We start from the raw sequence: 21249 nt of genomic DNA on the forward strand, positions 1-21249 counted from the left end.
CCGCCTGTAGACAGCAATGCAGACACCATCAGCCGTAGCATGGGCGACAACACCTGATGCCGCTGCCACCGCGCTGGCGTTTCATGCCTGGCGCAGAAAATGACCGGCGACGGCTGGGCTGATTGTTCTTGGGAAGCTGTTACATGCCCAGCCAAGTATTGCAGAGCCAACGACCTTGTCGGGATGTAGCTGGTCTCGGTCAGGAAAATCGATAAAAAGCATCTGTCATGGCTGCGCAGCACGAACCTCCGGTGGAGTATTGCCGCCCCAATGGGCGGTCTGCATGCCGCTTCTTGCTCTTTCCACGCGAGCGATATGCACATCGCTAGGGCGCGGTCCATGCAGGTCGAGCGCTTTTGCGAATGACTTGATACAAATCAGACCAGCCGTGGTGGTTATTGCGGCGATCGATGTGGATATGATCTGCCGCCCGTTTTGAGCTTCACGGGTCCTGACTGCCAACAACCTGAGATACCTGATGGAATCCCTCATCCAGCTGTTTTCCGAACCCACCACATGGGTGGCCGTGGCCACGCTGATCACCATGGAAGTGGTACTCGGCATCGATAATCTGATCTTCATATCGATCCTGACGAACAAGCTCCCAGAGCATCAGCGCGAACGAGCGAGGCGGATCGGGATTGGTCTCGCACTGATCATGCGTTTGGGTCTGCTGGGAACCGTGGCCTGGATCGTCCAACTCACCGAGCCCGTGATCGAGTTGTTCGGCAATGCGTTCTCCTGGAAGGACATGATCCTGATTGCCGGTGGTCTGTTTCTGTTATGGAAGGCAACGAAGGAGATTCACCACAGCATGGACCCAACGCCCGGAGGGGACATGTTCGAGGGCAAGCCGCTCGGAAACGCGGTTGCGATGGGCTTCGGTACTGCGATTGCGCAGATCCTGCTGCTGGATCTGGTGTTCTCGATCGACAGCATCATCACCGCCGTGGGGATGACGGAGCATGTCTCGATAATGGTTATTGCCGTGGTCGTCGCAGTGACCGTAATGCTCATGGCGGCCAACCCGCTAGCCAAGTTCATTAACGAAAACCCGACAGTGGTCATGCTCGCCCTGGGCTTTCTGCTGATGATTGGCATGACGCTGATCGCGGAAGGTTTCGGCGCTCATGTGCCCAAGGGCTACGTCTACGCAGCCATGGCATTCTCGGCGGGGATCGAGATGCTGAACATGCTTTCTCGACGTGCCAAGCGAAAGCAGCTCGACTCGACAGAGGCCCGTTAGAGCGAACGATAGCGGCCGTCTTAACGGGTGATGGCCGCTTCGCCATCGATCAGAACGAAGATGCGGGGAGGTGTCCTCATCGGGCCTGCCGCTCGGCGTGAATGATCTGATGGCTAACTCCTGAGTTTTGTCTTGTAGTTATTGCGGGTAAACAACGGCGAGTGGCCCGCGACCATCGCCAGGCCACTCAGGAGGCAAGTGATGCAGGAATGCGTTACTTGTCGATATGCGGCCCGCACCAATCTCCGCAGCCTGCATCGAACGTTGGAACCATCGACGTTCAATGCGAGGTGCTCCATGAGTATCGATCCGCTCGACAGACCCCACGACCAGCAGCCGGTGCCAGGGCAGGACCAGAACCCCAGCCATTCGCCTGAGCCTGATTTCATTACCGACAATCCTGATGTGCAGCCTGGTTCTGACCGTGGCAACGGTAGCCAACCCTCAGGCCCGACGAAGCGCCCGCCAGCTACCGACCCGAACGAGCCAGGGCTGGGCAATCCGCTGCCTTGAGTTCGTTAAGCTTCATAGCGACTGTACGGACGGAGCAGCCTTGCTCCCCTGAAGGGTGGCGAAGCCTAGGGGTCGGTTGCCCATAGGTTTTTCTTATCTAGGCCAACTCTTCGTCCTGGCACTGCTTCGTAAACGCGGCAGGTAACGGCGGTCCGAGTCCTTTTCGGAACGTTTGTGGCCAGTGCGCTGCTGATGTCAATCGAGCTTTTGGGGAAGAGTGACTCATCAGCAGCGGCTCTGAAAAGCCGGCGATGTCAGTGCGGGTTGTCCCCCGTCAAATACTTTGTAATTCATAGCCTTATGCTGGCGTCGTAGGTGGCGTCGTTGGCGCCACCGAGCGCATGTTTCAGCAATATTGGAAAAGCCGCGGCCGGCACTGGCCGCTTGGCTAGCGCTCATGCGTGCCGACTGGTCATTGTCAACGGAGCGGTAGTGTGAGCGTCCCAGTGAGTGTCTCCTACGTATTGATTGCCTATAACGAGCCCTGGCGCGCTGACGAGCTTGCCCGCCTGGTCGCAGCACTGCGTCCAGGAATCCGTACTGTTCAGGTCAATGATGGTCAGGCGGCACTCCGGGTCTGCCGCAAGCAACCGCCGAGCTTTTTGATAGCTGACGGTGAGCTGGCGCAATTGGATGCTCGAAATCTATTGCACGAGCTGCGCAATCACCAGGCGACGCGGCTGTTGCCCGCCATAGTCATCAGCGATCGGGTGGACGGTGCAAGTGTGCGTGCCGTGCGTCCGTTGTCGCCGAAGGCCTATCTGAAAAAGCCTTATAGCTTGGGGGACTTGCGGGTTCGCCTGAACTCACTCTTGCCCGGTCCCCGTACAGTTAGCACACCGGCCGCTAGCGCAACCGGGACGCTAAGCGACTTTCTAGAACGGATGCGCTCGAACAACGCCGGTGCGCCAGTTATGGAGTCGGTGCAGGTTGCTGTCGCAGCCTGCATGCAAACGGAAGACTGGGACCTTGCGGTGCTGGAATCGAAGCTATCGTCAGATCCTCAAATTACGGCTCGCCTGGTATCCATTGCCAATAGTGCTGGGCAGCACAGCGGTGCCGTGTGCAAGACGCTTGGCCAGGCTTTGCCGCGCCTAGGTGTGAAGCGAGCACTGAATCTAACCTTGCAGCTTGCGGTTCAGAATAATGCCACCTTGTCGGATCCTCGCTTGAAGCATCTGGCGGCTTCTAGCACCGATTATGCCCAGCGCGCCGCAGAGCTTGCTCACTGGCTGGCAGGCAAACTCAAGCTCGACACAGAGATCTCCTACACCGCAGGACTGCTGCATAACATCGGCGAGCTTGCTCTGCTCAGAAGTCTGCAGGAGTGGTTGGATAGCGGTGGTGAACTGACGGAGGACGAAATCCTCTGTGCCTTGCGCGAACGCTCCGCCAGCTTTGGATCAGCCCTGCGGGCGCAGTGGCGAATACCGTTGCGGTTACGCCAGCTAATCGCCGCGTTCTATTCCCTGGGCGCGGAGGTCTTCACCCGAGAAGCGCTGGTTCTCAATGTGACCGGCTCATTGCTGCGCTTACCACCGTCCAGTCCCATTGGCGAGCTACTGCAAGACCGGGCGGTTCGACTACTTCGACTTGATGAAGCGATCCTTGAGCGAGCGCCGCGCGAACGAGTCTGAACGCGAAGTCTGATCCATCGCCTCCGTTGCTTTGGGCGTGTGCAACTCGGCAAGCGTCAAATGAACCCGGAATAAGGCTGCATTATTCCGGCCGAGCGTAGGCAGACGTAGCCTCGACGTTAGCGGGCCAGTACCGGCCTGTATTCCTTCTGCTAGCCGTGCGCTGTCACCCTAAAATGTTTTTTGACGGTTTGACTAAGAGTGATAGCATTTTGACTCTACGGCTCTATGGTGCTGTCATTCGATAGCCCACAGGGGTTTCGCTGTCTGGATGGACGCGTACTTGCCTGACTGTATAGGCGCCGTTCTGGAGACTGAAAATTGTTGCGACATTGCTCTATCGAGGCCAAAGCCGGGCTCGTGGTTATCGTTGCGTTACTGGCAACACTGATACCCATGTGGGTCATTCTTAACGCGTGGCTCAAACATGAAAATGAGTTGGTAGAGAAAGCCGCGCGCAACGATGCGATGAACCTGGCGATAGCCTTTGAAGAGCATGTGCACAGTGTCGTCCGCTACGCCGACGCCTTGATACAGGACATGCGTGAAGAGCTGGTAGAGGACCCTGACGCGTTTCAGACGTTAGCCAAAACAAAACTTCCACGGTACGGCGCCCTGGTCGGCCAGCTCGCACTGATAGATGCAGAAGGATGGTTGGTTGGCACGTCTCTGGACTCGCTAGCCAAAAAAGTCGACCTGAGCGATCGCGAACATTTCCGCGTGCACCGAGACAATCTTGGGCAAGACCAGCTGTTTGTGAGTAAACCCATCCTCGGGCGCGTTTCGGGAATCTGGTCCATACAATTGACCAGACCGGTCATCAGGGACGGAAAGTTCACCGGTGTGCTCGTTCTTTCGATTCCGGTTGCCTTCTTCACCGATTTCTACAAACAGATCAACATCGGACAGCATGGTCTGATCGCTTTGGTCGGTCTGGACCGGGTGCCACGCGCAGCCGCCTCTTCGATTAACCTGGATGCGCGTCTGGACGGGATGGTGGTGCCTGAGGATCGCCCCTATTTCGATAGCACTAAACCTGACGAAGGCTTCTATCGGGGACCGAGCGCCATTGACCAGATTACTCGCCTGACCGCATACCGCCGTCTGGAGGATGTTGGACTGATTGTTGTCGTTCAGCTGTCACCCGCCGAATACCTGTCAGCTTCTCGTGAGCGTCGTCAGTTCCTGATTTTTTGTGCTGCTGCCATCTCGGCCTTATTACTGGCCTTTGCTTCATATCTGTACTTTGCGACACGGCGTCATCTGAAAAACACAGCGGCCCTCAAGCGAGCGCATGACTCGCTGCGGCAGATCGTTAACATTGACCTTCTGACTGGAGCACGAAGCCGGCGTGACTTTCTCGAGACCTTGGAAAACGAGCTAGGCCGTGCGTTGCGCCACAACGCGCCGCTCAGCCTGGTGCTGCTTGATATCGATTTTTTCAAACGAGTGAACGATACGTACGGGCATCCGATTGGCGACGTCGTTCTGCGAGAACTGTCGGCACGGTGTAGCGCTGTTCTGCGCGCACATGATGTGTTCGGGAGGCTTGGCGGTGAGGAGTTCGGTTTGATTCTTCCTCAGACAGACAAGGAGGGCGCGCTGCTCGTCGCAGAGAAACTGCGCCTGGCTGTTGAGAATGCGGTCATTTCAACAGAACGGGGCCCGGTGCAGATCACGATCAGCGCAGGCGTTGCGTGCGCCGAGTCGGCGGGAGAGGACTCAAGTCGTCTCGTTATCCGTGCAGACGATGCTCTCTACACCGCAAAGCAGACAGGTCGGAATCGAGTCTGTTTCGCGCCTGCTGCCGAAGGTTCTCCACCTCAACCTGAGACCGCAGGACCAGCAACAGTCTAGAGTTGCTCGGTACGCGCTTCGCTGGGCCGTTATGGTTGTACCGGTAAACGTGCCCTGACGGTGCGGTCCGGCCTAGTCGCCAACGCTTGGTGCACCCATTGGCGCGCTGATCTGGCGTGCAACCTCCCGCAGCCGCTTCGCTTTAGCCAGAAATCAAGTTTCGTTGAGTTCGTCGCGCGGCTGCGCCAGATGCGGCGTCGTCAGTTTGACCACGTCCAGTTGGCCCAAAGCGGCCAGCCCTACGAACAGCGCGGCTTAGCCCAGACCGAAGTGATACGAACCGTCCGGCTTTTAGTGTTTTCTATCACGTGGCGAGTACATCGGTGTTCGACCCTGACCGCCATGGCTACGCGTCTGCAGGGGGCGGCTCGGCAAAACAAAAAATCCCAGCGCGCCCCATCTTTTCTCTCGTTCTGCACGCGTCATATAGCCCGGCCAAGCTTCTTCCCTTAGGCTATATGAGAATTATTATCTTCTGGCGATGGGTGAGCTCACCCGACAGGGAGTCGAGATGGGGGCGTATCTGGCTGAACTATTGGTCATCGAGGACGATCAGGTACTGAGCGCGCAGTTGGGAGAGTTGCTTCGCCTGCAGGGGTACGCGGTGCGGTTGAGCCCGTTGGGCGAGAGTGGTCTGGCGATGGCACTGGCTAGCGCGCCGGACCTGGTTCTGCTGGACGTAATGTTGCCGGACGTGAGCGGCTTTTCGGTATTGCGTCGCTTGCGCGAGCAGCAACAAACTCCGGTGATCATGCTGACCGCGTGTGGTGCCGAGGAGGAACGTATCCGAGGCTTGCGTCACGGCGCGGATGACTACCTTGCCAAACCCTTCAACCTGACGGAATTGCAGCTGCGCATCGATGCCATATTGCGGCGCACACGCAGCGCCGATAGCAGGGCAGTCCAGCCCCCTTCGTTGAATATCGAAACGCTGGCGTTGGACAGACACACGCTACGCGCCCGCGTTGGTGAGCAGGATTTGGCGCTAACGCCCTTGCAGTTTCGGCTGCTCTGGCAACTGATGTTGCAACGCGGCGAAGTGCTGACCAAGCCGTATTTGTACCGGGTCGTGTTCGAGCGCGAGCACAGCGGCTACGACCGCAGCCTCGACATGCACATCAGCCGCATCCGCCGCCGACTGGCCGAAGCCGGGCTGGCCGCCGATCGCCTGCAGACGCTCCACGGCCGCGGTTACAGCTTCCAATGAACCGGCGGTTGTTCTGGAAACTATGCCTTGGCGTCGCCCTTGGGAGTGTGGCGCTGTTCTGGGTCATCGCGCGTCTGAGCGGTCAGGCAGAGGAGCAGATGAGCTTCATCGATGCCGAGCACCAGCGCACTTTGCGTGAGTACGGCGCGCAGGCTGAGGCCCTGTACCGCGCCGGCGATGAAAAGGCGCTGCAGCAATGGTTGCAGCGGCTTCAGCAGCAAGAGCAAACCTGGGCGGCGATCATCGATCCCCAGTTACGCGCGCTTGCCGGAAGTGAACTGTCCGAGCGCTTCATGCGGGAGTTCAGTCTTGGGAGGGATCCGTCCTGGAAGATTCATCTCTACTTTCAGGAAAACCCGATCATGGATGTGCCGTTCGCCGACGGGCAGCTGCGTTTCCTGATCCAGCTGCCGCAGCGCATGCGTCCGGGGCATTACTGGTATCCGGCTCGGCTGCTACTCGAGCTGGTGTTGCCGCTGGTGTTGTTGGTCTGCGGTTGCTTGTTGCTATATCGCCACTTGATGCAGCCGCTGCGAAGGCTGGAGCAGGCGACTCGCCAGTTCAGCGAAGGGGATTATTCAGCTCGTGCGGGAGCGCTGTTGGGCTCGCGGCGCGATGAATTGGCTGGGGTGGCCGAAACTTTCGACGCCATGGCTGAGCGCATCGGCGGTTTGATCATTGATCAGCGCCAGCGACTGGCTGAAATGTCCCATGAGCTTAGAACGCCGCTGGCACGCATCGAGATGGCGGTCAGCCTGGCGGAGCAGGGCGGCGACAGTGCTGCATTGCTGCCCCGCATTCGCCAGGATTGTTCGGCAATGCGTCGCTTGGTCGAAGATGCACTGACCCTCAGTTGGCTGGAGACGGAGCGGCCAATGCTGCGTGACGAAACGCTGGATCTGACGGACTTGCTGGACAGCATTCTTGACGATGCACGCTTCGAATATCCGGATCGCCAAATCGAAACGCAGCTACCCACCGATGCAGAGCTGGTTGGCAGCTGCCACCGCTCGCTTGGCCAAGCGGTCGAGAACATCGTGCGTAATGCACTCGATCACACCCCGCCGGGCAAAAAAGTGTGGGTTCAACTTCAGGCCGAAGCCGAAAGGTATCGGCTGGACATCATTGATCAGGGGCCGGGCGTACCACCGCCGTGGCTTGAGCGTATTTTTCAGCCGTTCGAGCGCGTCAGCGATGACCGCCCAGGTTTTGGTCTGGGGCTGGCTTTGGCCCAACGACAGATTGGTGCGATTGGCGGGCGTCTGGCAGCGACAAACCACGAGCAAGGCGGGTTGTGCATGACGATCTGGCTGCCTCGCACCGCGGACACAACGTAACAGTTGTAAAAGTGATACGCGCTGACGGTATTGTGGGTGAGAATCGTTAATACGAAACGTTCGCATTAATGGTCCGAGGTTCTTCATGCAACACTGTCCTATCCCGCTATCGCTTCTCGGTTCGCTGTCGTTTGCTGCGCTGATGGTCGCCATGCCCTGCCAGGCACAAGCGCAGACCAAGGAGCCGTTGGAACTGGGCGGCAGCGAGGTAACTGCACGCCACATACAAGGCGACAGCGTCGAAGCCGAACAGCTAGAGCATTATCAAGCGGCTGACCTACAGGATGTATTCGAGGCCAGCCCCGAGGTGTCTGTCGGCGGCGGCCCCGGTGTGGCTCAGAAGCTTTACCTGCGGGGTCTTGAAGATACGCTGTTGAACATCACCATCGACGGCGCCAACCAGCCGGGCCAGACCTTCCACCATACCGGTCGTATTGGAATAGAGCCGGAGCTGCTCAAGCGTGCCGAGGTCCAGCCCGGCACCGGCGACGCAACGGCAGGGCCGGGCGCCCTGGGCGGCTCGATCCGTTTCGTGACCAAAGACCCGGACGACCTGCTGCGTGCGGGGGAGCGCGTCGGCGCGTTAGTCAAAGGGACCTACTTCAGCAATGCCGAAGGCTACAAGACCAGCACCAGCCTGTTCGGTCGGTTCAACGATGCCTGGTCTGCCATGGCGGTCGCAACCTACCAGGACCAGAACGACTATGAGGACGGCAATGGTCAGGATGTGCTTGGTACCGGAGCGCGCCAGAAGCTGGGGTTCGCCAAGCTGGTAGGGCGACTGACAGATGAGCAGACGTTGCGCCTGTCCTATGAGCAACGTACCGATGAGGGCGAACGCAGCCAGCGTCCTCAGTGGATTCCAAGCGGCTTCAACCCGCTGTTCCCGCTGGAGACGGAGCGCGAAACCCTGACGTTGAATTACGGCTGGAACCCGCAGAACAACGACCTGCTCGATGTCGAAGTGACGACCTACCATACCTCTACTGAGCTCCAGCAAGACGGCCGCTATGGGTTGTACATCGGTGACACCACCAGCGCCGGCCTGGACGTGCGCAACACCAGCGAGCTGGACGCCCATCGTTTGACCTACGGGGTCGACTACCGAGATGACCGGACTCGGCTGGGGCCGGAGGGTGACCGAGATCTGGATGAGGAAACCGGCGATGTGCTGGGCTTCTATCTACAGGACAGCTATCAGGCTACCGAGAAGCTGCTGCTCGGCATGGGCGTGCGCTACGACCGCTACCGCCTCGACGACCGCGACGGCCAGGATTTTTCGGACGCCGGCTTCAGCCCCAACGTGGGCCTTCGTTATCAGCTGACTCCGGAACTGGCCCTGCTTGCCAGCCATGCGCAGGCGTTACGTGGGGTGCAGGTACGCGATGCGTTCAAGCTCGACGCCTCTGGCAACGATCCGGATCTGGACGCCGAAAAGGCTCGCACCAATGAGGTCGGATTCGAATATCGCCAGGGCGGGCTGGAGCTGTCCGGGCGGGTCTATGACACCCGCGTGCGTGATGCGATCTACGATCCGAGCGGCCGTCCCAACCTTTACGTCAATGGCGGGACGCTAGAGACTCAGGGTGTGCTGCTGCAGAGCGCCTACTACTGGCAGCAGCTGAGCGTCGGGCTGAGCTACCACCACAACGATACCGAGCTGGAGGGTGAGCCGCTGAATGTCTACGAGCACAATGGACTGGGCACGACACTGGACGACACCTGGACCGGTTTCGCCGATTACCGCGCGACGGACAGGTTGAGTTTCGGCTGGCAGGGCCGCTTTGTTACCGCTGTCGATTCGTTGCGTACGGGCGTAGGCACCGTTGATAAGGCCGGTTACGGTGTGCACGATCTCTATGCTCAGTGGGCGGCGTTGAGCGACGACCGGCTCGTCTTCAACCTGACGCTAAAGAACCTGTTCGACAAACAATACTTGGACCACGCCAGCAACGAAGACTTCGAGAATATCCCGGGTTATGAAGGTGTTCGAGGCAGTTACGAGCCAGGCCGTGAACTGCGACTGGGAGTCGCGCTGCGTATCTGAGAAGGGTTAAAACGAAGAAGGGAGTATTGCCGGCATCAGATGCCGGCAACTTTATCTGATTCCGTCAGCCTGCCCGGCGCTGGAGATGGTGGTCGTCAGGTAGCTGATGTGGCGCTGCCAAGCGCGACTCGAGTGTTTGAACAAAGGCTCGCGCCTCGGACTCATTGCGAAACGTCACCTTGTTTCGGTCCATGCGAACCTCCCAGCTGCTGCCTTCGAATGACGTAAGCGGTCGGACTTGGATATCCATGATGCCTCCGGGGTCTGGAAAAGACAGAGGAACGCTAGTCCTCAGTCCGCTACCCGTCAATTTGCATCATTGACGCAGCATCAGCCGCTTCGGGATCTCACTGGCGTCGCACGCTAGCCGCCCATCCGCGCGCTGATCTTGCGTGCAACTTCCCGCAGCCGCTTCGCCGCGTCGCCGTCCGCTCCAGCCATGAAGCCAGGCTCGCCGCCGACAATGGTGATGACGCCTGCCAATCGCTGATCGCCACTGAACAGCGGTGCTGAGAGTGCGTTAACGCCGGCCATCAACAGACCGTGCACAGGCTGGATGTGGGTGCGTTGCAGTTCGCTCATGGTGTGCAGCAGCGCATCAGGAGTGGGGGCCGAGGGAAGCTTTAGTTCCGCTTCGCGCAATTGTGCGGTTTCGGCATTGGGCATGAACGCGTTGAACACGAGCCCAGTGGAGGAGCCCAGCAGGGGTAGCACCGAGCCCACCTGTGTCACCAGCGTCACGGCACGCACCGCCTGCTCGACATGCACGACGGCCGGGCCGCGATTGCCCCATACCGCCAGAAAGCAGGTTTCGTTGAGTTCGTCGCGCAGCTGCGCCAGATGCGGCGTCGCCAGTTTGACCACGTCCAGTCGGCCCAAAGCGGCCAACCCTACGAACAGCGCGGCGCGGCCCAGCCCGTAGTGGTTGGTCAGCGGATCCTGTTCGGCGAAACCGCTGGCCATCAGTGCCTGCAAATAACGATGGACCTTGCTGGCGGGCATGCCGACATGCTCGGCCAGGCGCGACAAGGAGGTCGCCGGGGCCAATTCGGCCAGCGCCGTGAGGATGTCCGTGCCTACCTCGGCGGCCTGCACTTTCTGTCGACGTGGCGTCGTGTCCGCGTTGCTGTCTGCCATGGTTTCCAATGCCCGTTGTGCCGGCCTGCTTGAATAAGGCGCTGTTTATAGCTTGACGCCCCAGTGAGTTCAAATTACTTTTTGCGTAACCTCGTTACGCAAAATGAGAGACGGCTATGCAACCACAACAACAAATGGGCGAAACCTCTCGATACCTGTCCGGCTTCGGCAACGAATTCAGCAGCGAGGCCCTGCCGGGCGCACTGCCGGTCGGCCAGAATTCGCCGCAGACGGTGCCCTACGGCCTGTATACCGAGTTGCTCTCCGGCACTGCTTTTACCGTGGCACGCAGCGAAGCAAGGAGGACCTGGCTATACCGCATTCGGCCCTCGGCCAATCACGGGCAATACCAGCGCCTGGAGCGGCAGCTGAACAGCGAGTTGGGGCCGATCACACCCAACCGACTGCGTTGGAATCCTGAACCCTTTCCGGAAAGCGCGACTGATTTTCTCGACGGGCTGACGTGCGTAGTCGCCAACGCCGAGCCCAGTCAGCCTGCCGGGGCGAGCATCTACCGCTACGCAGCCAATCAGTCGATGGAACGAGTGTTCTTCAACGCCGACGGCGAGCTCTTGATAGTGCCGCAGCTGGGTGCGCTGAAACTGGTTACCGAACTGGGCGTGCTGGAGGTTGCACCGCTTGAGATCGCGGTGATCCCGCGCGGCATGCGCTTTCGGGTCGAGCTGCTGGACTCCACTGCGCGTGGCTATGTCTGCGAGAACCACGGATGTGCGCTGCGCCTGCCGGAGCTCGGACCGATTGGCAGCAATGGCCTGGCTAACCCGCGCGACTTCCTGACGCCGGTGGCGCACTTCGAAGAGCGCGACGAGCCGGTGCAGCTGGTACAGAAGTTTCTCGGCGAGCTCTGGTCGACTGAACTGGATCACTCACCATTGGATGTGGTCGCCTGGCATGGCAACAACGTGCCGTACAAGTATGACCTGCGCCGCTTCAACACCATCGGCACTGTCAGCTTCGATCATCCCGATCCGTCGATCTTCACCGTGCTGACCTCACCCAGCGCGGTTCACGGGATGGCCAATATCGATTTCGTGATTTTCCCGCCGCGCTGGATGGTGGCGGAGAACACCTTCCGTCCGCCGTGGTTCCACCGCAACCTGATGAACGAGTTCATGGGCCTGATCGATGGCGCCTACGACGCCAAGGCTGACGGCTTCCTGCCGAGTGGCGCCTCGTTGCACAACTGCATGAGCGCGCACGGCCCGGACCACCTGTCGACCGAGCAGGCGATCAAGACCGAACTCAAACCGCGCAAGATCGAAAACACCATGGCCTTCATGTTCGAGACCGGCCAGGTGCTTCGCCCCACACGCCAGGCGCTGGAAAGCTCTCTGCTGCAGACTGAGTACGACAGCTGCTGGGCCGGCCTGGCCAAAACTTTCGACAAGAACCAGAAATGACAGGACGGCACAGACCATGACCGTACAAAACGATCAACGCAGCTGGGTCGAGTCGGCCAATGGCCATTCGGACTTTTCCCTCGCCAACCTGCCGCTGGGCGTGTTCAGCCGTGACGGCGACCAGCCTCGCGGCGGCGTCGCCATTGGTGATTTCATCTTTGATCTGAGGGCAGCCTGCGAAGCGGGCCTATTCGATGGTCCAGCGCTGGAAGCGGCAAAGGCGGCCAGCGGCAACAGCCTCAATAGCTTCTTTGCGCTTGGAGCCCCAGCGCGCAAAGCGCTGCGCGGCGCGCTTAAGGACCTGCTGGGAGAGGGCAGTGCGCAGGGTGAGCGGCTGCAGGGCATGGGCGAGTCGCTGCTGCAGCCGATGGACCGTTGCCAGATGCATCTGCCAGCCAAGGTGGGCGACTACACCGACTTCTATGTCGGCATCCACCACGCCAACAACGTCGGCAAGCTGTTCCGGCCGGACAACCCCTTGCTACCAAACTACAAGTACGTGCCCATCGGCTATCACGGCCGCGCTTCGACTATTGAGGTGTCCGGTGCGACAGTCAAACGCCCCAATGGCCAGACCCTGCCGCCGGGTGCCAGCGAGCCGAGCTTCGGGCCCAGCAAGCGGCTCGATCACGAGCTGGAACTGGGCATCTGGATCGGGCCGGGCAATGCGCGTGGTGAGTCAATCCCGATCGGTGAAGCGAGCAGCCATGTCGCCGGTTTCTGCCTTCTCAACGACTGGTCTGCACGTGATCTGCAAGCCTGGGAATACCAGCCATTGGGCCCGTTCCTCTCGAAGAGCTTCGCCACCAGCATCTCGCCATGGGTGGTGACGCCTGAAGCACTTGAGCCTTTCCGTTGCGCGCAGCCGGCACGTGCCGAAGGCGATCCGCAGCCGTTGCCGTATCTTTTCGATGAGCAGGATCAGCAGCAGGGGGCGCTTGATATCGAACTTGAAGTGCTGTTGCTGACTGCGGCCATGCGCGACAAGGGTCAGCCTGCGCAGCGCATCGCCTTGAGCAGCACGAAGAACATGTACTGGACCGTGGCGCAGATGGTCGCGCACCACAGCGTCAACGGCTGCAGCCTGCAGCCAGGCGATCTGTTTGGCTCCGGCACCTTGTCCGGTAGCAGCCCTGAAAGCCTTGGCAGCCTGCTGGAGATCACCGCGGGCGGCAAGCAGCCGTTGGAACTGTCCAGTGGCGAAACCCGCACCTTCCTGGAAGACGGTGACGAGATCATTCTCAAGGCGCGTTGCCGTCGGGATGAGCTGTCGTCCATCGGTTTTGGCGAGTGTCGCGGGCGGGTGATGCCGGCCTGATACTGAGAGCAGTGAGCAAAAAGCCCGGGCATGTTCAAACAGCCCGGGCTTTTATATTTCTACACCCGCCAATCAGGGCACCTTGGCGGTTTCCAGGGACGGTGACGGCATAGGCGCGATTGCCGTGTCACGCATTTGTTCGGCCAAGGCTGCTGTGAAGTCATGAACAACGGACCAGCGCATGTGAACCGCGTCGACAAAGGAGGTGACCGGCGTGCTCCAGTCCTTGTCCGCGTTCCAGTAGGTCCCACCGGTGGCGCTGAGGGTGTCCATGATTCGCTTGTCGAAGTCGGCCATGAAGGTGCCGTCCGGATCGTATTTTTCCTTCCACTTTGGATGCAGCGGCGTGGAGACAACCATCAGCTCACGGCCTTCTTCGGCCAGGCGCGCGCTCATCCCTCGCAGTGCGTCGAAACAATTGGAGTCGAGCGGGTCCGGGCGGCCATAGAGCAGCTCGCGAGTATTGCCGGTGTCCAGCGGGCCGTCGCCGAAGCGATTGAACACCAGGGGGTCCCATTCAATCTCGCCCGCGCGCTGCGCTTTTACCGTCAAGGCATTGCGCGCCAACGACTTCGGCGAGAAATAACGCATGTAGTGCCCCCAGGGTGAGGCGTTTTCGTAGACGTAAGGGTCGACGTGCTCACGGTTGAACACTGCGGTAGGTACGCGCCAGCAACCGGCGAAATCCTGTGGGTCGGCAATCATCACCACGCTTTGGATGCTCGGCTGACGGTCGAGCAGCCAGTGCCCCACGTAAGTCGACTGGTTGGCGAACAGCCCACAGAATGCGCCGTTCATCGGTCGCACCTCTGGTAATGCCTCGGTCAGGACGTTGCCGTCCACATGGCGCCAGGCCACGGAGGAGCCGATGATCAGCAGATTCGGCGACTGAATCGGGTTGTCGCGCATGAAGTTGAGCTTTTCGTCGGCGCAGGAAATGTTGGAGAACGCGGGAGGCGGCAGGTTGCCGGTCCGATCCAGCGCCAACAGCGTCAGGCAGAACATCGCAAACGCACCGAACAGCCCGGCAAACAGCGACAGCAGATATCGCGAACGCACCCGGCCCGGCGCGCGGGCCGTGGTGCCTGCATCCTGCTCGGCAAGGCTCCCGTCCTTGGGGACATCTGCTGTCTGGATCATGATTTATTTTCCCTCCAGCTTGGCGCTGATGACCTGTGCGAAATGACCGACGTTGCGCAGCGACTCCAGCTCCGCCGTCCGAAACTTGATGCCGAAGCGCTGCTCGGCCGCGACCGTGAGCATGACGTGGGTCTGACTGTCCCAGCCCTCGATATCGTTGGCGGTCATTTCCGGGGCAAGCACAATGCTGTCGTCGTCGAACACATCGTGGAAAACCGGGGTGAGCTGCTTGAGTACTTCTGCTTCAGTCATGCCAATACCTCGATGAAATGGCGGGGTGTGCGGGGGGCGTTGAGTTCGTAACGCCAGAAGGTCGCGTCTGGCTCGCTTTCGGAAGGCGCCGGATGCTGAACGAAGCCCAGCCGGGGGAAATGCTCCGCGACCATGCCGTTACGTTCGGTCGGGCGGTACTCACCGATCAATGCGCGATAGCCGGCAGCGGTGGCCGCGGCAGCCAGCACGTCGAGCACAGCGTCTTCGACCTGACGACCCAGCACGCGGCAGCTCATCAGCCAGCTGTCGATCAGCAGTTCGTCACTGGCCCCGGCCGCATCCGGGCGTGCCAAGACAACGCTGATCAGACCGTTGTCGCCAAACTTGTCAGCCAGGCGGATTGCCAGTGCCACGGCCGCCGGGTTGCTGGCGATGCGCTCGACTTCGGCCTCGCTATAGCGGCGCGTGGTGAGGTTGAACTGGTTGGTCTTGTTGATCAGCTGCGTGCTGCGGGCCAGTTCGGCGGCGCCGATCGGGGTGGCGGTCAGCACCATCTCCAGTCCGCGCAAATAGCCTTCCATGTCGGTGGCCTGGGTCATTGCCGCTTTGCGCTCGGCATTCAAGGCATAGTTGCGCCCACGGGTGGCATCGTCGGAGGTAAAGGAGACGGCTTCGAAGTAGCCGGCGGCGGCAACGCGGGCAGGGTAGTCGGCTACGTCGTCCGGCAATTCCGGTACGGCGACTTCCGGCAGCTCGCGCCGCACGATGTCTCGCTCGGCCGGGTTGTCGTCGACGAACACCAGGCTGTCGAGGCCAATGTCCAGCATCGAGGCGATACGCCGCAGGTTGCCGGCCTTGTCTTCCCAGTTGGCGACAAAGGCGGCGATGTCACTGCGCTTGAGCGCCATTTCCGGGTGATTGAACGCTGCCTCGGCCACACTCAGATCATTCTTGCTGCACACCGCGAGGATGATGCCGCGGCGCGCCAGTTGTGCGGCATAGCGTTGAAAGGCGAGGAAAGCTTCGCCACTGGGCGAGCCCTGGCCGAGATGGATGCCGTCGACGCCATCGTCGCCGACCACGCCGCCCCACAGCGTGTTGTCCAGATCCAGCACCAGACACTTGCGCGACAGGCCGGCGCTGGCTGCGGCGATGCGCGCCAGCTGGTCGCCATACAGCGGCGCCAGGTTCGGGCTGACCAGTTGCTTGGCCTGGTGCCAACGCACCGGTTCGGCCAGACCGTCGCCGTAGCTGCCGCGAGCCGCTTCCCAGGCCAGATCCATCAGCAGCACGCCGTCTTCACGGGCCGCGGCGCGAATGGCAGCGTTGAGGCGCTCGATCAGCGCGTAGGGTGAGGCTGGGACCAGCGCTTCGAACGAGCCGAAGATCGGCGGGTCGGCAGGCACGATGGTCTGCTGAACGACCTGTGCGGCATAGCGCTCACGTGCCCGGCGCCAGAGCAGGCGCAACTCGTCGACACGCTCGGCCACTGCAGCATCAACGTCTTGCTGCGAGGCTTCGAGTGGCAGCTGCAAGGGTGCATCTCTGGCATCCAGGGCCAGGACGATCAACTGCGGAGCAAAGCTGGCGAGCTCAGGATCGTCCATCAACAAGGCCTGACGGTACATGCCATACGGCGCGACGTGCACCGAGAGCGCCAGCCGGCGTTGAAGGCCCGCGACGCGAATGGCCGGCACCAGATGATCCACGGTATGCGACGACAGCAGGGCGATGCGCAACGGCTGCAGCCCGCTGACCGAGGTTTCACCGTTTGCCAGTGCGCGCAGACCCTCGCTTACAAGCCGATCCAGCCGGGTGGTGAGGGTGAAGTCGCGGCGGTACCCAGCGAGCTGCGCGGCCAGACCCAGGCGAACCAAGGGGTCGGCTTCCCGTTTGGCCTCGCCGATGGCGGAGCCAAGATCCGGGTGCTGCGCTAACCAGAGAAGCTGATCCATTTAGCGTGTTACTCCTTTGTTATTGGACGGTTAGAACTGGAAGTAGAGAAACTCGGTAGGCGCCACGGAAAAGGCCACCGCCAGGGCAAAGAAGCCCAGCACGCCAATGGCCATACCGATGACCGGCGTTGGGCTCCACATGGCAATCGGGAACCAGCGCAGCAGCCAGTTCTCGCGCGGCTGGGCGTCCAGCGCGGTACGAAAGCCTGCCATCCACTGCTGCACGTTGGGCATGATCCAGACGAAGGCAAGCAGTATGGCGACGGTGAGGTAGTCGGACTTGTCGAAGTCGGTGTGCAACTCGCTCAAGCCAACCATCCCCGTCAACATGGCCATCGCCGCCGTCACGCTGTTGGCACGGAAGAACACCATGGCCACGACTACACAAAGGAAGGTCAGCAGCACGGCGCCGGCGTGGTGCCAGAACTTGTCGCTGTCCAAGGGCAGACCATGGCGCGCCTTGTAGGCCCGGAAACCGTGGGCGACGACCAGGTAGAAGCCGTGCAACAGTCCAAACGCCACGAACTGCCAGCCGGCGCCGTGCCACACGCCAGAGATGAACATGGTCAGCACGGTGGGGTAGGCGATCAGCACGACGAAGGTTCCGACACTCATCTTCCCTCGCCGTGGCAACGGCTTGCCGGTGGCCATCCGCTTGCGGGTGATCCGCATCACGATGGGGTTGTAGATATAGGCAGTGAGAAAGCGCGTCAGCGTCATATGCCAGCGCGACCAGTAATCGATCACGTTGTGCGCCTTGAACGGGCTGTTGAAATTCACCGGCAGGCGCAGGCCGAACAGCAAGCCCAGGCCGATCGCCATGTCGCTGTAACCGGAAAAATCGAAGTAGATCTGCAGCGTATAGCTGAGCGCGCCATACCAGGCGTCGTACAGCGAAGGCACGGTGCCGCTCGCGGCAACCGCGAAGACCGGCGAGGCGTTTTCCCCCAGCGGGTCGGCAAGGATCACTTTCTTGAACAGACCGAGCACGAAGACCGTGAGCCCCAGCGAGATATTGTCGATACGAGGGCGAAAGGTGCTGCTGTCATTGAACTGCTTGAGCATCTCGCCGTGGTGGGTGATGGGACCGGCGATCAACTGTGGGAAAAAACTGATGAACAGGCAGTAGTTGACGAAATCATGCTCGGCGACCTCGCCGTCGTGCGCGTCGACCAGATAGGCGATCTGCTGGAAGGTGAAGAACGAAATCGCCAGCGGCAGGATGATGTCGCCCACCGACCAACCGAGGTCGAAGGCGCTGTCGAGTGTGCCGAAGAGAAAGCCCGTGTATTTGTAATAAGCCAGCAGGGCGACGTTGGCGGCAACGCCTAGTATCAGCACAGCCTTCGAGGGCTGTCGCATCAGGTAACCACCGATCAGGTAGTTGACCACCATGCTGCCCACCAGCAGCGGCACATAGGCGGGGTTCCACCAGCCGTAAAACACCAGCGACGCCAGTGTCAGCCATATGGCGGCAAAGCGTTGTCTGCCGGAGCCCGCGAGAAGGATGAAGCCCAGTAAAACCACCGGAAGAAACCCGGCGATAAATACCATCGAATTGAAGAGCATTGTTCTTATTCCCTATCCCTGAACAAATAACAGCCGTTCTTCGGAACGGTGAACGTTGTGATGACCCATCACCTACCGAACTACGCTCGCTGGTGCGTTTCCGAAGTCACTCACACAAGCCTGAAGTGCCTCTTGTTGCGAACAGTTTTCAGCTGCACATAACCAATGCCTGGTCTGTTAACTGCGACACAGAGTTGTAAGGGAAAGTTGCGCCGCTCATCCCTTTGTCTAAACAGTCCAGACAAGCGGGCAAGCCAGTAAAATCAAGCGAAACGGCCGTTTTAGAGCCGTTGGCGAGAGATCGGGGAAAACGCAAAAAGAAGAGGCGGCAGGTTGCCGCATGCGTCAGGGGCGATATTCAAATCGAGGGGCTTTAGAAACGCTTTCTACGGTTCTCGTTTGGTGGCACTCCACGAGAATCGGAACGACAAGCCGACATTCAAAGCGGTACGCAAACAAATCCGGCGTACGGCTGTTTTGCGCCGAGTGTGCTGTTCGTCGGGCTACCGCGGAATCCGAATATAAGAGCGTCAAGTTGCCGCACGGTCAGCCGATGACTCACCGGTACTCATACATTCGGATGCCACACATGCGACTTACGCTGAAAACCAAAGTCCTCCTTCTTGCTTTGGTGCCTGTCACCCTATTTGCGCTAGTACTCAGTGGCGCTGCGGCAAAAATCCTGCACAGTCTCGCCGACAAAGAGTTGGGAACTACCCGTGAGCGTATGATCGACGATGCTCGGACTCGGCTCGAGGATTACATGCGAATCGGTGTGAGCAGTGTGGCTCACCTCTACGAGCCGGCCGCTCAAGGGGATTTGGCCAGCCGTGAGGAGGCCATCGCCATCCTCAAGAAGATCAAGTACGGAAAAGACGGTTACTTTTTCGGCCATGACTCCAATGTGGTTCGGCTGTTTCGCGGGGAAAGTCCGGTGGATGTCGGCTCCAATCTGAGCGACCGCCGCGACTCCAACGGCGTCTACATCAACCGTGAATTGGTGGCCGTGGCGAAAAACAACACCTACTTCGTGAATTACTCATCGCCGTTGCCCGGTAACGACAAGGTATCGGTGCCAAAACTTGCCTACAGCTATTACCTGCCGAAGTGGGACTTGGCGCTGGGTACGGCGGTCAATCTCGACAATATCGAATCGGCCCTGGACCGGGTAAGGACCGACATCGACGGCCGGGTCAACTCGATCCTAACCAGCATTCTGGTTATCGCTGGCGTGATGCTGGCAGCGCTGTGCATCGCCGGCGTGGTGATCAGCAACTCCATCGTCAAGCCGATCCAGGTGATTCGCGCTCAGCTCGATGACATTGCCGCTGGCGACGGTGACCTGACTCACCGCCTGCCGGAAGATCGCAGCGACGAACTGGGCCAGCTGGCCGGCTCGTTCAACCGCTTCGTTGGCAAGATCCACACCATGGTCAGCCAGGTTGCGGAGATGACCGGACAACTGACCGGCATGGTGGCCGAGGTCGCATCCCAGGCACAGCGCTCCGAAAAAGCCATGGAGACCCAGCGCCAGGAAACCGATCAGGTTGCTACGGCAATCAATGAGATGTCCGCTGCGGCGCAGGAAGTGGCACACAGCGCGCAAGGCGCCGCTGAAGCTGCTCAACAGACCGATCAGGAAGGTCAGCAGGCAAAAGCCGTAGTCGATTCAAGCATTCGCCAAATCCATTCACTGGTTGAAGAGATCCGCAGCAGCGGCACCTCGCTGGATGCTTTGCAGCAGGATGTGCATGCGATCGTGGGTGTGCTCGACGTGATCCGCTCGATTGCCGAACAGACCAACTTGCTAGCGTTGAACGCCGCCATCGAGGCAGCACGTGCCGGTGAGGCCGGACGTGGCTTCGCCGTCGTCGCCGACGAGGTTCGTGCACTGGCCAGTCGCACCCAGCAGAGCACCCAGGAAATCCAGGGAATGATTGACCGCTTGCAGAGCGGCGCCAAGCAGGCCGTAGCCGCTATGAGCCGTTCCAGCGAAGCGGGTGATGCCAGCAGTGCTCAGGCCAATCAGGCCGGCGCTTCGCTGGACGCCATTGCCCAGCTGATCGCCACCATCAACGGTATGAACGCACAGATCGCCAGCGCCGCTGAAGAGCAGACGGCGGTGGCAGAAGAGATCAACCGCAGCGTTCACCAGATCGCCACAGCAGTGGAAAACGTCGCCGAGGAAACCCAGCAGGGCGCCCAGACCGCGCGCAACCTGGCCAGCGTGGGTGAACGTCTGGGTGGATTGGTGCGCCAGTTCCGCATCTGACGCGGCCTGATCTGGTCAGATCGGGCTCAATTCAGCCTTAAAAAACAAAACCCCGCACATGCGGGGTTTTCCGTTTAGCGCAGGCCAGCTCTAAAAAAGCCGGTCTTGGCCCATCAGCCTAAGACGTAGCGGCGGCACCCTGGCGCACCCATCTCCGTGCTCACGTACGGTGGATCACGCTTCATTGATCCACCGGGTGGCGATCCATCGGATGGCGCCCCACCGAGCGATGCCATGTTGGATGTAACACGACATCCACCCTTGTATCTCGACTACCACGCTATGTTGGGGTGATAGTTCCCGACTGATCATCGGGGGAAGGCCAGGAAGCCGTATCCACCCTTAGGCTTTGAGCCTGCGACGTAGATAGCGCTGCGGCC

General features: G+C 60.1%; 16 protein-coding genes and 1 pseudogene. 10 read left to right on the forward strand and 7 right to left on the reverse strand.

Going from position 1 to position 21249, the window contains the following annotated elements; all coding sequences use genetic code 11:
* The first annotated feature begins 478 nt into the window (after positions 1 to 478).
* From CXK96_RS20385 to CXK96_RS20400, 4 genes are all read left to right on the forward strand, one after another.
* Positions 479 to 1246, forward strand: a complete 768-nt coding sequence (locus CXK96_RS20385; protein WP_102838219.1) for a TerC family protein — start codon at positions 479 to 481, stop codon at positions 1244 to 1246.
* Between the two features lie 297 nt (positions 1247 to 1543).
* Positions 1544 to 1759 carry a hypothetical protein gene (locus tag CXK96_RS20390; RefSeq protein WP_102838220.1) on the forward strand — a complete coding sequence of 72 codons (216 nt, stop codon included), beginning with the start codon at positions 1544 to 1546 and terminating at the stop codon, positions 1757 to 1759.
* Positions 1760 to 2193: 434 nt separating this feature from the next.
* On the forward strand, positions 2194 to 3396 hold the full coding sequence (locus tag CXK96_RS20395; protein ID WP_102838221.1) for an HDOD domain-containing protein: 1203 nt from the start codon (positions 2194 to 2196) through the stop codon (positions 3394 to 3396).
* Positions 3397 to 3717: 321 nt separating this feature from the next.
* Positions 3718 to 5253, forward strand: a complete 1536-nt coding sequence (locus tag CXK96_RS20400; RefSeq protein ID WP_336442448.1) for a sensor domain-containing diguanylate cyclase — start codon at positions 3718 to 3720, stop codon at positions 5251 to 5253.
* Positions 5254 to 5409: 156 nt separating this feature from the next.
* On the opposite strand, the pseudogene CXK96_RS21055 reads toward CXK96_RS20400, so the two are convergent.
* Positions 5410 to 5526: pseudogene (locus tag CXK96_RS21055) on the reverse strand (IclR family transcriptional regulator); the annotation flags it as partial.
* Between the two features lie 238 nt (positions 5527 to 5764).
* Here CXK96_RS21055 and CXK96_RS20410 point away from each other — a divergent pair.
* From CXK96_RS20410 to CXK96_RS20420, 3 genes are all read left to right on the forward strand, one after another.
* Positions 5765 to 6460, forward strand: a complete 696-nt coding sequence (locus CXK96_RS20410; RefSeq protein ID WP_102838222.1) for a response regulator transcription factor — start codon at positions 5765 to 5767, stop codon at positions 6458 to 6460.
* Between the two features lie 8 nt (positions 6461 to 6468).
* Entirely contained in the window at positions 6469 to 7797 is a 1329-nt protein-coding gene (locus tag CXK96_RS20415) for a HAMP domain-containing sensor histidine kinase (protein WP_256061704.1), read from the forward strand.
* 85 nt (positions 7798 to 7882) lie between these two features.
* Positions 7883 to 9844 (forward strand): TonB-dependent receptor domain-containing protein, encoded by a 1962-nt coding sequence (locus tag CXK96_RS20420; RefSeq protein WP_102838224.1) that lies wholly within the window; start codon positions 7883 to 7885, stop codon positions 9842 to 9844.
* Positions 9845 to 9908: 64 nt separating this feature from the next.
* Here the strand turns inward: CXK96_RS20420 and CXK96_RS21060 are convergent, their stop codons facing one another.
* Both CXK96_RS21060 and CXK96_RS20430 read right to left on the reverse strand, forming a co-directional pair.
* Positions 9909 to 10094, reverse strand: coding sequence for a hypothetical protein (locus CXK96_RS21060; RefSeq protein WP_102838225.1), 186 nt, complete (start codon positions 10092 to 10094; stop codon positions 9909 to 9911).
* 113 nt (positions 10095 to 10207) lie between these two features.
* Positions 10208 to 10981, reverse strand: a complete 774-nt coding sequence (locus CXK96_RS20430; protein ID WP_102838226.1) for an IclR family transcriptional regulator — start codon at positions 10979 to 10981, stop codon at positions 10208 to 10210.
* 116 nt (positions 10982 to 11097) lie between these two features.
* Between CXK96_RS20430 and hmgA the strand changes: the two genes are divergently transcribed.
* The gene (hmgA, locus tag CXK96_RS20435; RefSeq protein WP_102838227.1) at positions 11098 to 12402 is read left to right on the forward strand and encodes a homogentisate 1,2-dioxygenase; all 1305 of its coding nucleotides are present in this window, start codon (positions 11098 to 11100) and stop codon (positions 12400 to 12402) included.
* Positions 12403 to 12418: 16 nt separating this feature from the next.
* Entirely contained in the window at positions 12419 to 13720 is a 1302-nt protein-coding gene (gene fahA, locus CXK96_RS20440) for a fumarylacetoacetase (protein WP_102838228.1), read from the forward strand.
* 72 nt (positions 13721 to 13792) lie between these two features.
* On the opposite strand, the gene CXK96_RS20445 is transcribed toward fahA, so the two are convergent.
* From CXK96_RS20445 to CXK96_RS20460, 4 genes are read right to left on the reverse strand one after another with little or no spacing between them, the layout of a single operon-like run.
* Positions 13793 to 14860, reverse strand: coding sequence for a hypothetical protein (locus tag CXK96_RS20445; protein WP_256061703.1), 1068 nt, complete (start codon positions 14858 to 14860; stop codon positions 13793 to 13795).
* 3 nt (positions 14861 to 14863) lie between these two features.
* Positions 14864 to 15112: an acyl carrier protein gene (locus CXK96_RS20450; protein ID WP_102838229.1), complete on the reverse strand. Its 249-nt coding sequence runs from the start codon at positions 15110 to 15112 to the stop codon at positions 14864 to 14866.
* Positions 15109 to 17028 carry an HAD-IIIC family phosphatase gene (locus tag CXK96_RS20455; protein ID WP_102838230.1) on the reverse strand — a complete coding sequence of 640 codons (1920 nt, stop codon included), beginning with the start codon at positions 17026 to 17028 and terminating at the stop codon, positions 15109 to 15111. The genes CXK96_RS20450 and CXK96_RS20455 overlap by 4 nt, the downstream gene beginning before the upstream one ends.
* A 30-nt stretch (positions 17029 to 17058) precedes the next feature.
* Positions 17059 to 18597: an MBOAT family O-acyltransferase gene (locus tag CXK96_RS20460; protein WP_102838231.1), complete on the reverse strand. Its 1539-nt coding sequence runs from the start codon at positions 18595 to 18597 to the stop codon at positions 17059 to 17061.
* A 589-nt stretch (positions 18598 to 19186) separates the two neighbouring features.
* On the opposite strand from CXK96_RS20460, the gene CXK96_RS20465 reads away from it, so the two are divergent.
* Positions 19187 to 20869 carry a methyl-accepting chemotaxis protein gene (locus CXK96_RS20465; protein WP_102838232.1) on the forward strand — a complete coding sequence of 561 codons (1683 nt, stop codon included), beginning with the start codon at positions 19187 to 19189 and terminating at the stop codon, positions 20867 to 20869.
* Positions 20870 to 21249: the final 380 nt, after the last annotated feature.

The sequence above is a fragment of the Stutzerimonas stutzeri genome (genome assembly GCF_002890895.1).
In the GTDB taxonomy this organism is placed as follows: domain Bacteria; phylum Pseudomonadota; class Gammaproteobacteria; order Pseudomonadales; family Pseudomonadaceae; genus Stutzerimonas; species Stutzerimonas stutzeri_AB.

What these genes read in the sequence shown, in the direction of transcription:
- CXK96_RS20385 (WP_102838219.1), top strand. Translation starts at nt 479, where the DNA reads ATGGAATCCCTCATCCAGCTGTTTTCCGAACCCACCACATGGGTGGCC.
- CXK96_RS20390 (WP_102838220.1), top strand. Translation starts at nt 1,544, where the DNA reads ATGAGTATCGATCCGCTCGACAGACCCCACGACCAGCAGCCGGTGCCA.
- CXK96_RS20410 (WP_102838222.1), top strand. Translation starts at nt 5,765, where the DNA reads ATGGGGGCGTATCTGGCTGAACTATTGGTCATCGAGGACGATCAGGTA.
- CXK96_RS20420 (WP_102838224.1), top strand. Translation starts at nt 7,883, where the DNA reads ATGCAACACTGTCCTATCCCGCTATCGCTTCTCGGTTCGCTGTCGTTT.
- CXK96_RS21060 (WP_102838225.1), bottom strand. Translation starts at nt 10,094, where the DNA reads ATGGATATCCAAGTCCGACCGCTTACGTCATTCGAAGGCAGCAGCTGG.
- CXK96_RS20430 (WP_102838226.1), bottom strand. Translation starts at nt 10,981, where the DNA reads ATGGCAGACAGCAACGCGGACACGACGCCACGTCGACAGAAAGTGCAG.
- hmgA (WP_102838227.1), top strand. Translation starts at nt 11,098, where the DNA reads ATGCAACCACAACAACAAATGGGCGAAACCTCTCGATACCTGTCCGGC.
- fahA (WP_102838228.1), top strand. Translation starts at nt 12,419, where the DNA reads ATGACCGTACAAAACGATCAACGCAGCTGGGTCGAGTCGGCCAATGGC.
- CXK96_RS20445 (WP_256061703.1), bottom strand. Translation starts at nt 14,860, where the DNA reads ATGATCCAGACAGCAGATGTCCCCAAGGACGGGAGCCTTGCCGAGCAG.
- CXK96_RS20450 (WP_102838229.1), bottom strand. Translation starts at nt 15,112, where the DNA reads ATGACTGAAGCAGAAGTACTCAAGCAGCTCACCCCGGTTTTCCACGAT.
- CXK96_RS20455 (WP_102838230.1), bottom strand. Translation starts at nt 17,028, where the DNA reads ATGGATCAGCTTCTCTGGTTAGCGCAGCACCCGGATCTTGGCTCCGCC.
- CXK96_RS20460 (WP_102838231.1), bottom strand. Translation starts at nt 18,597, where the DNA reads ATGCTCTTCAATTCGATGGTATTTATCGCCGGGTTTCTTCCGGTGGTT.
- CXK96_RS20465 (WP_102838232.1), top strand. Translation starts at nt 19,187, where the DNA reads ATGCGACTTACGCTGAAAACCAAAGTCCTCCTTCTTGCTTTGGTGCCT.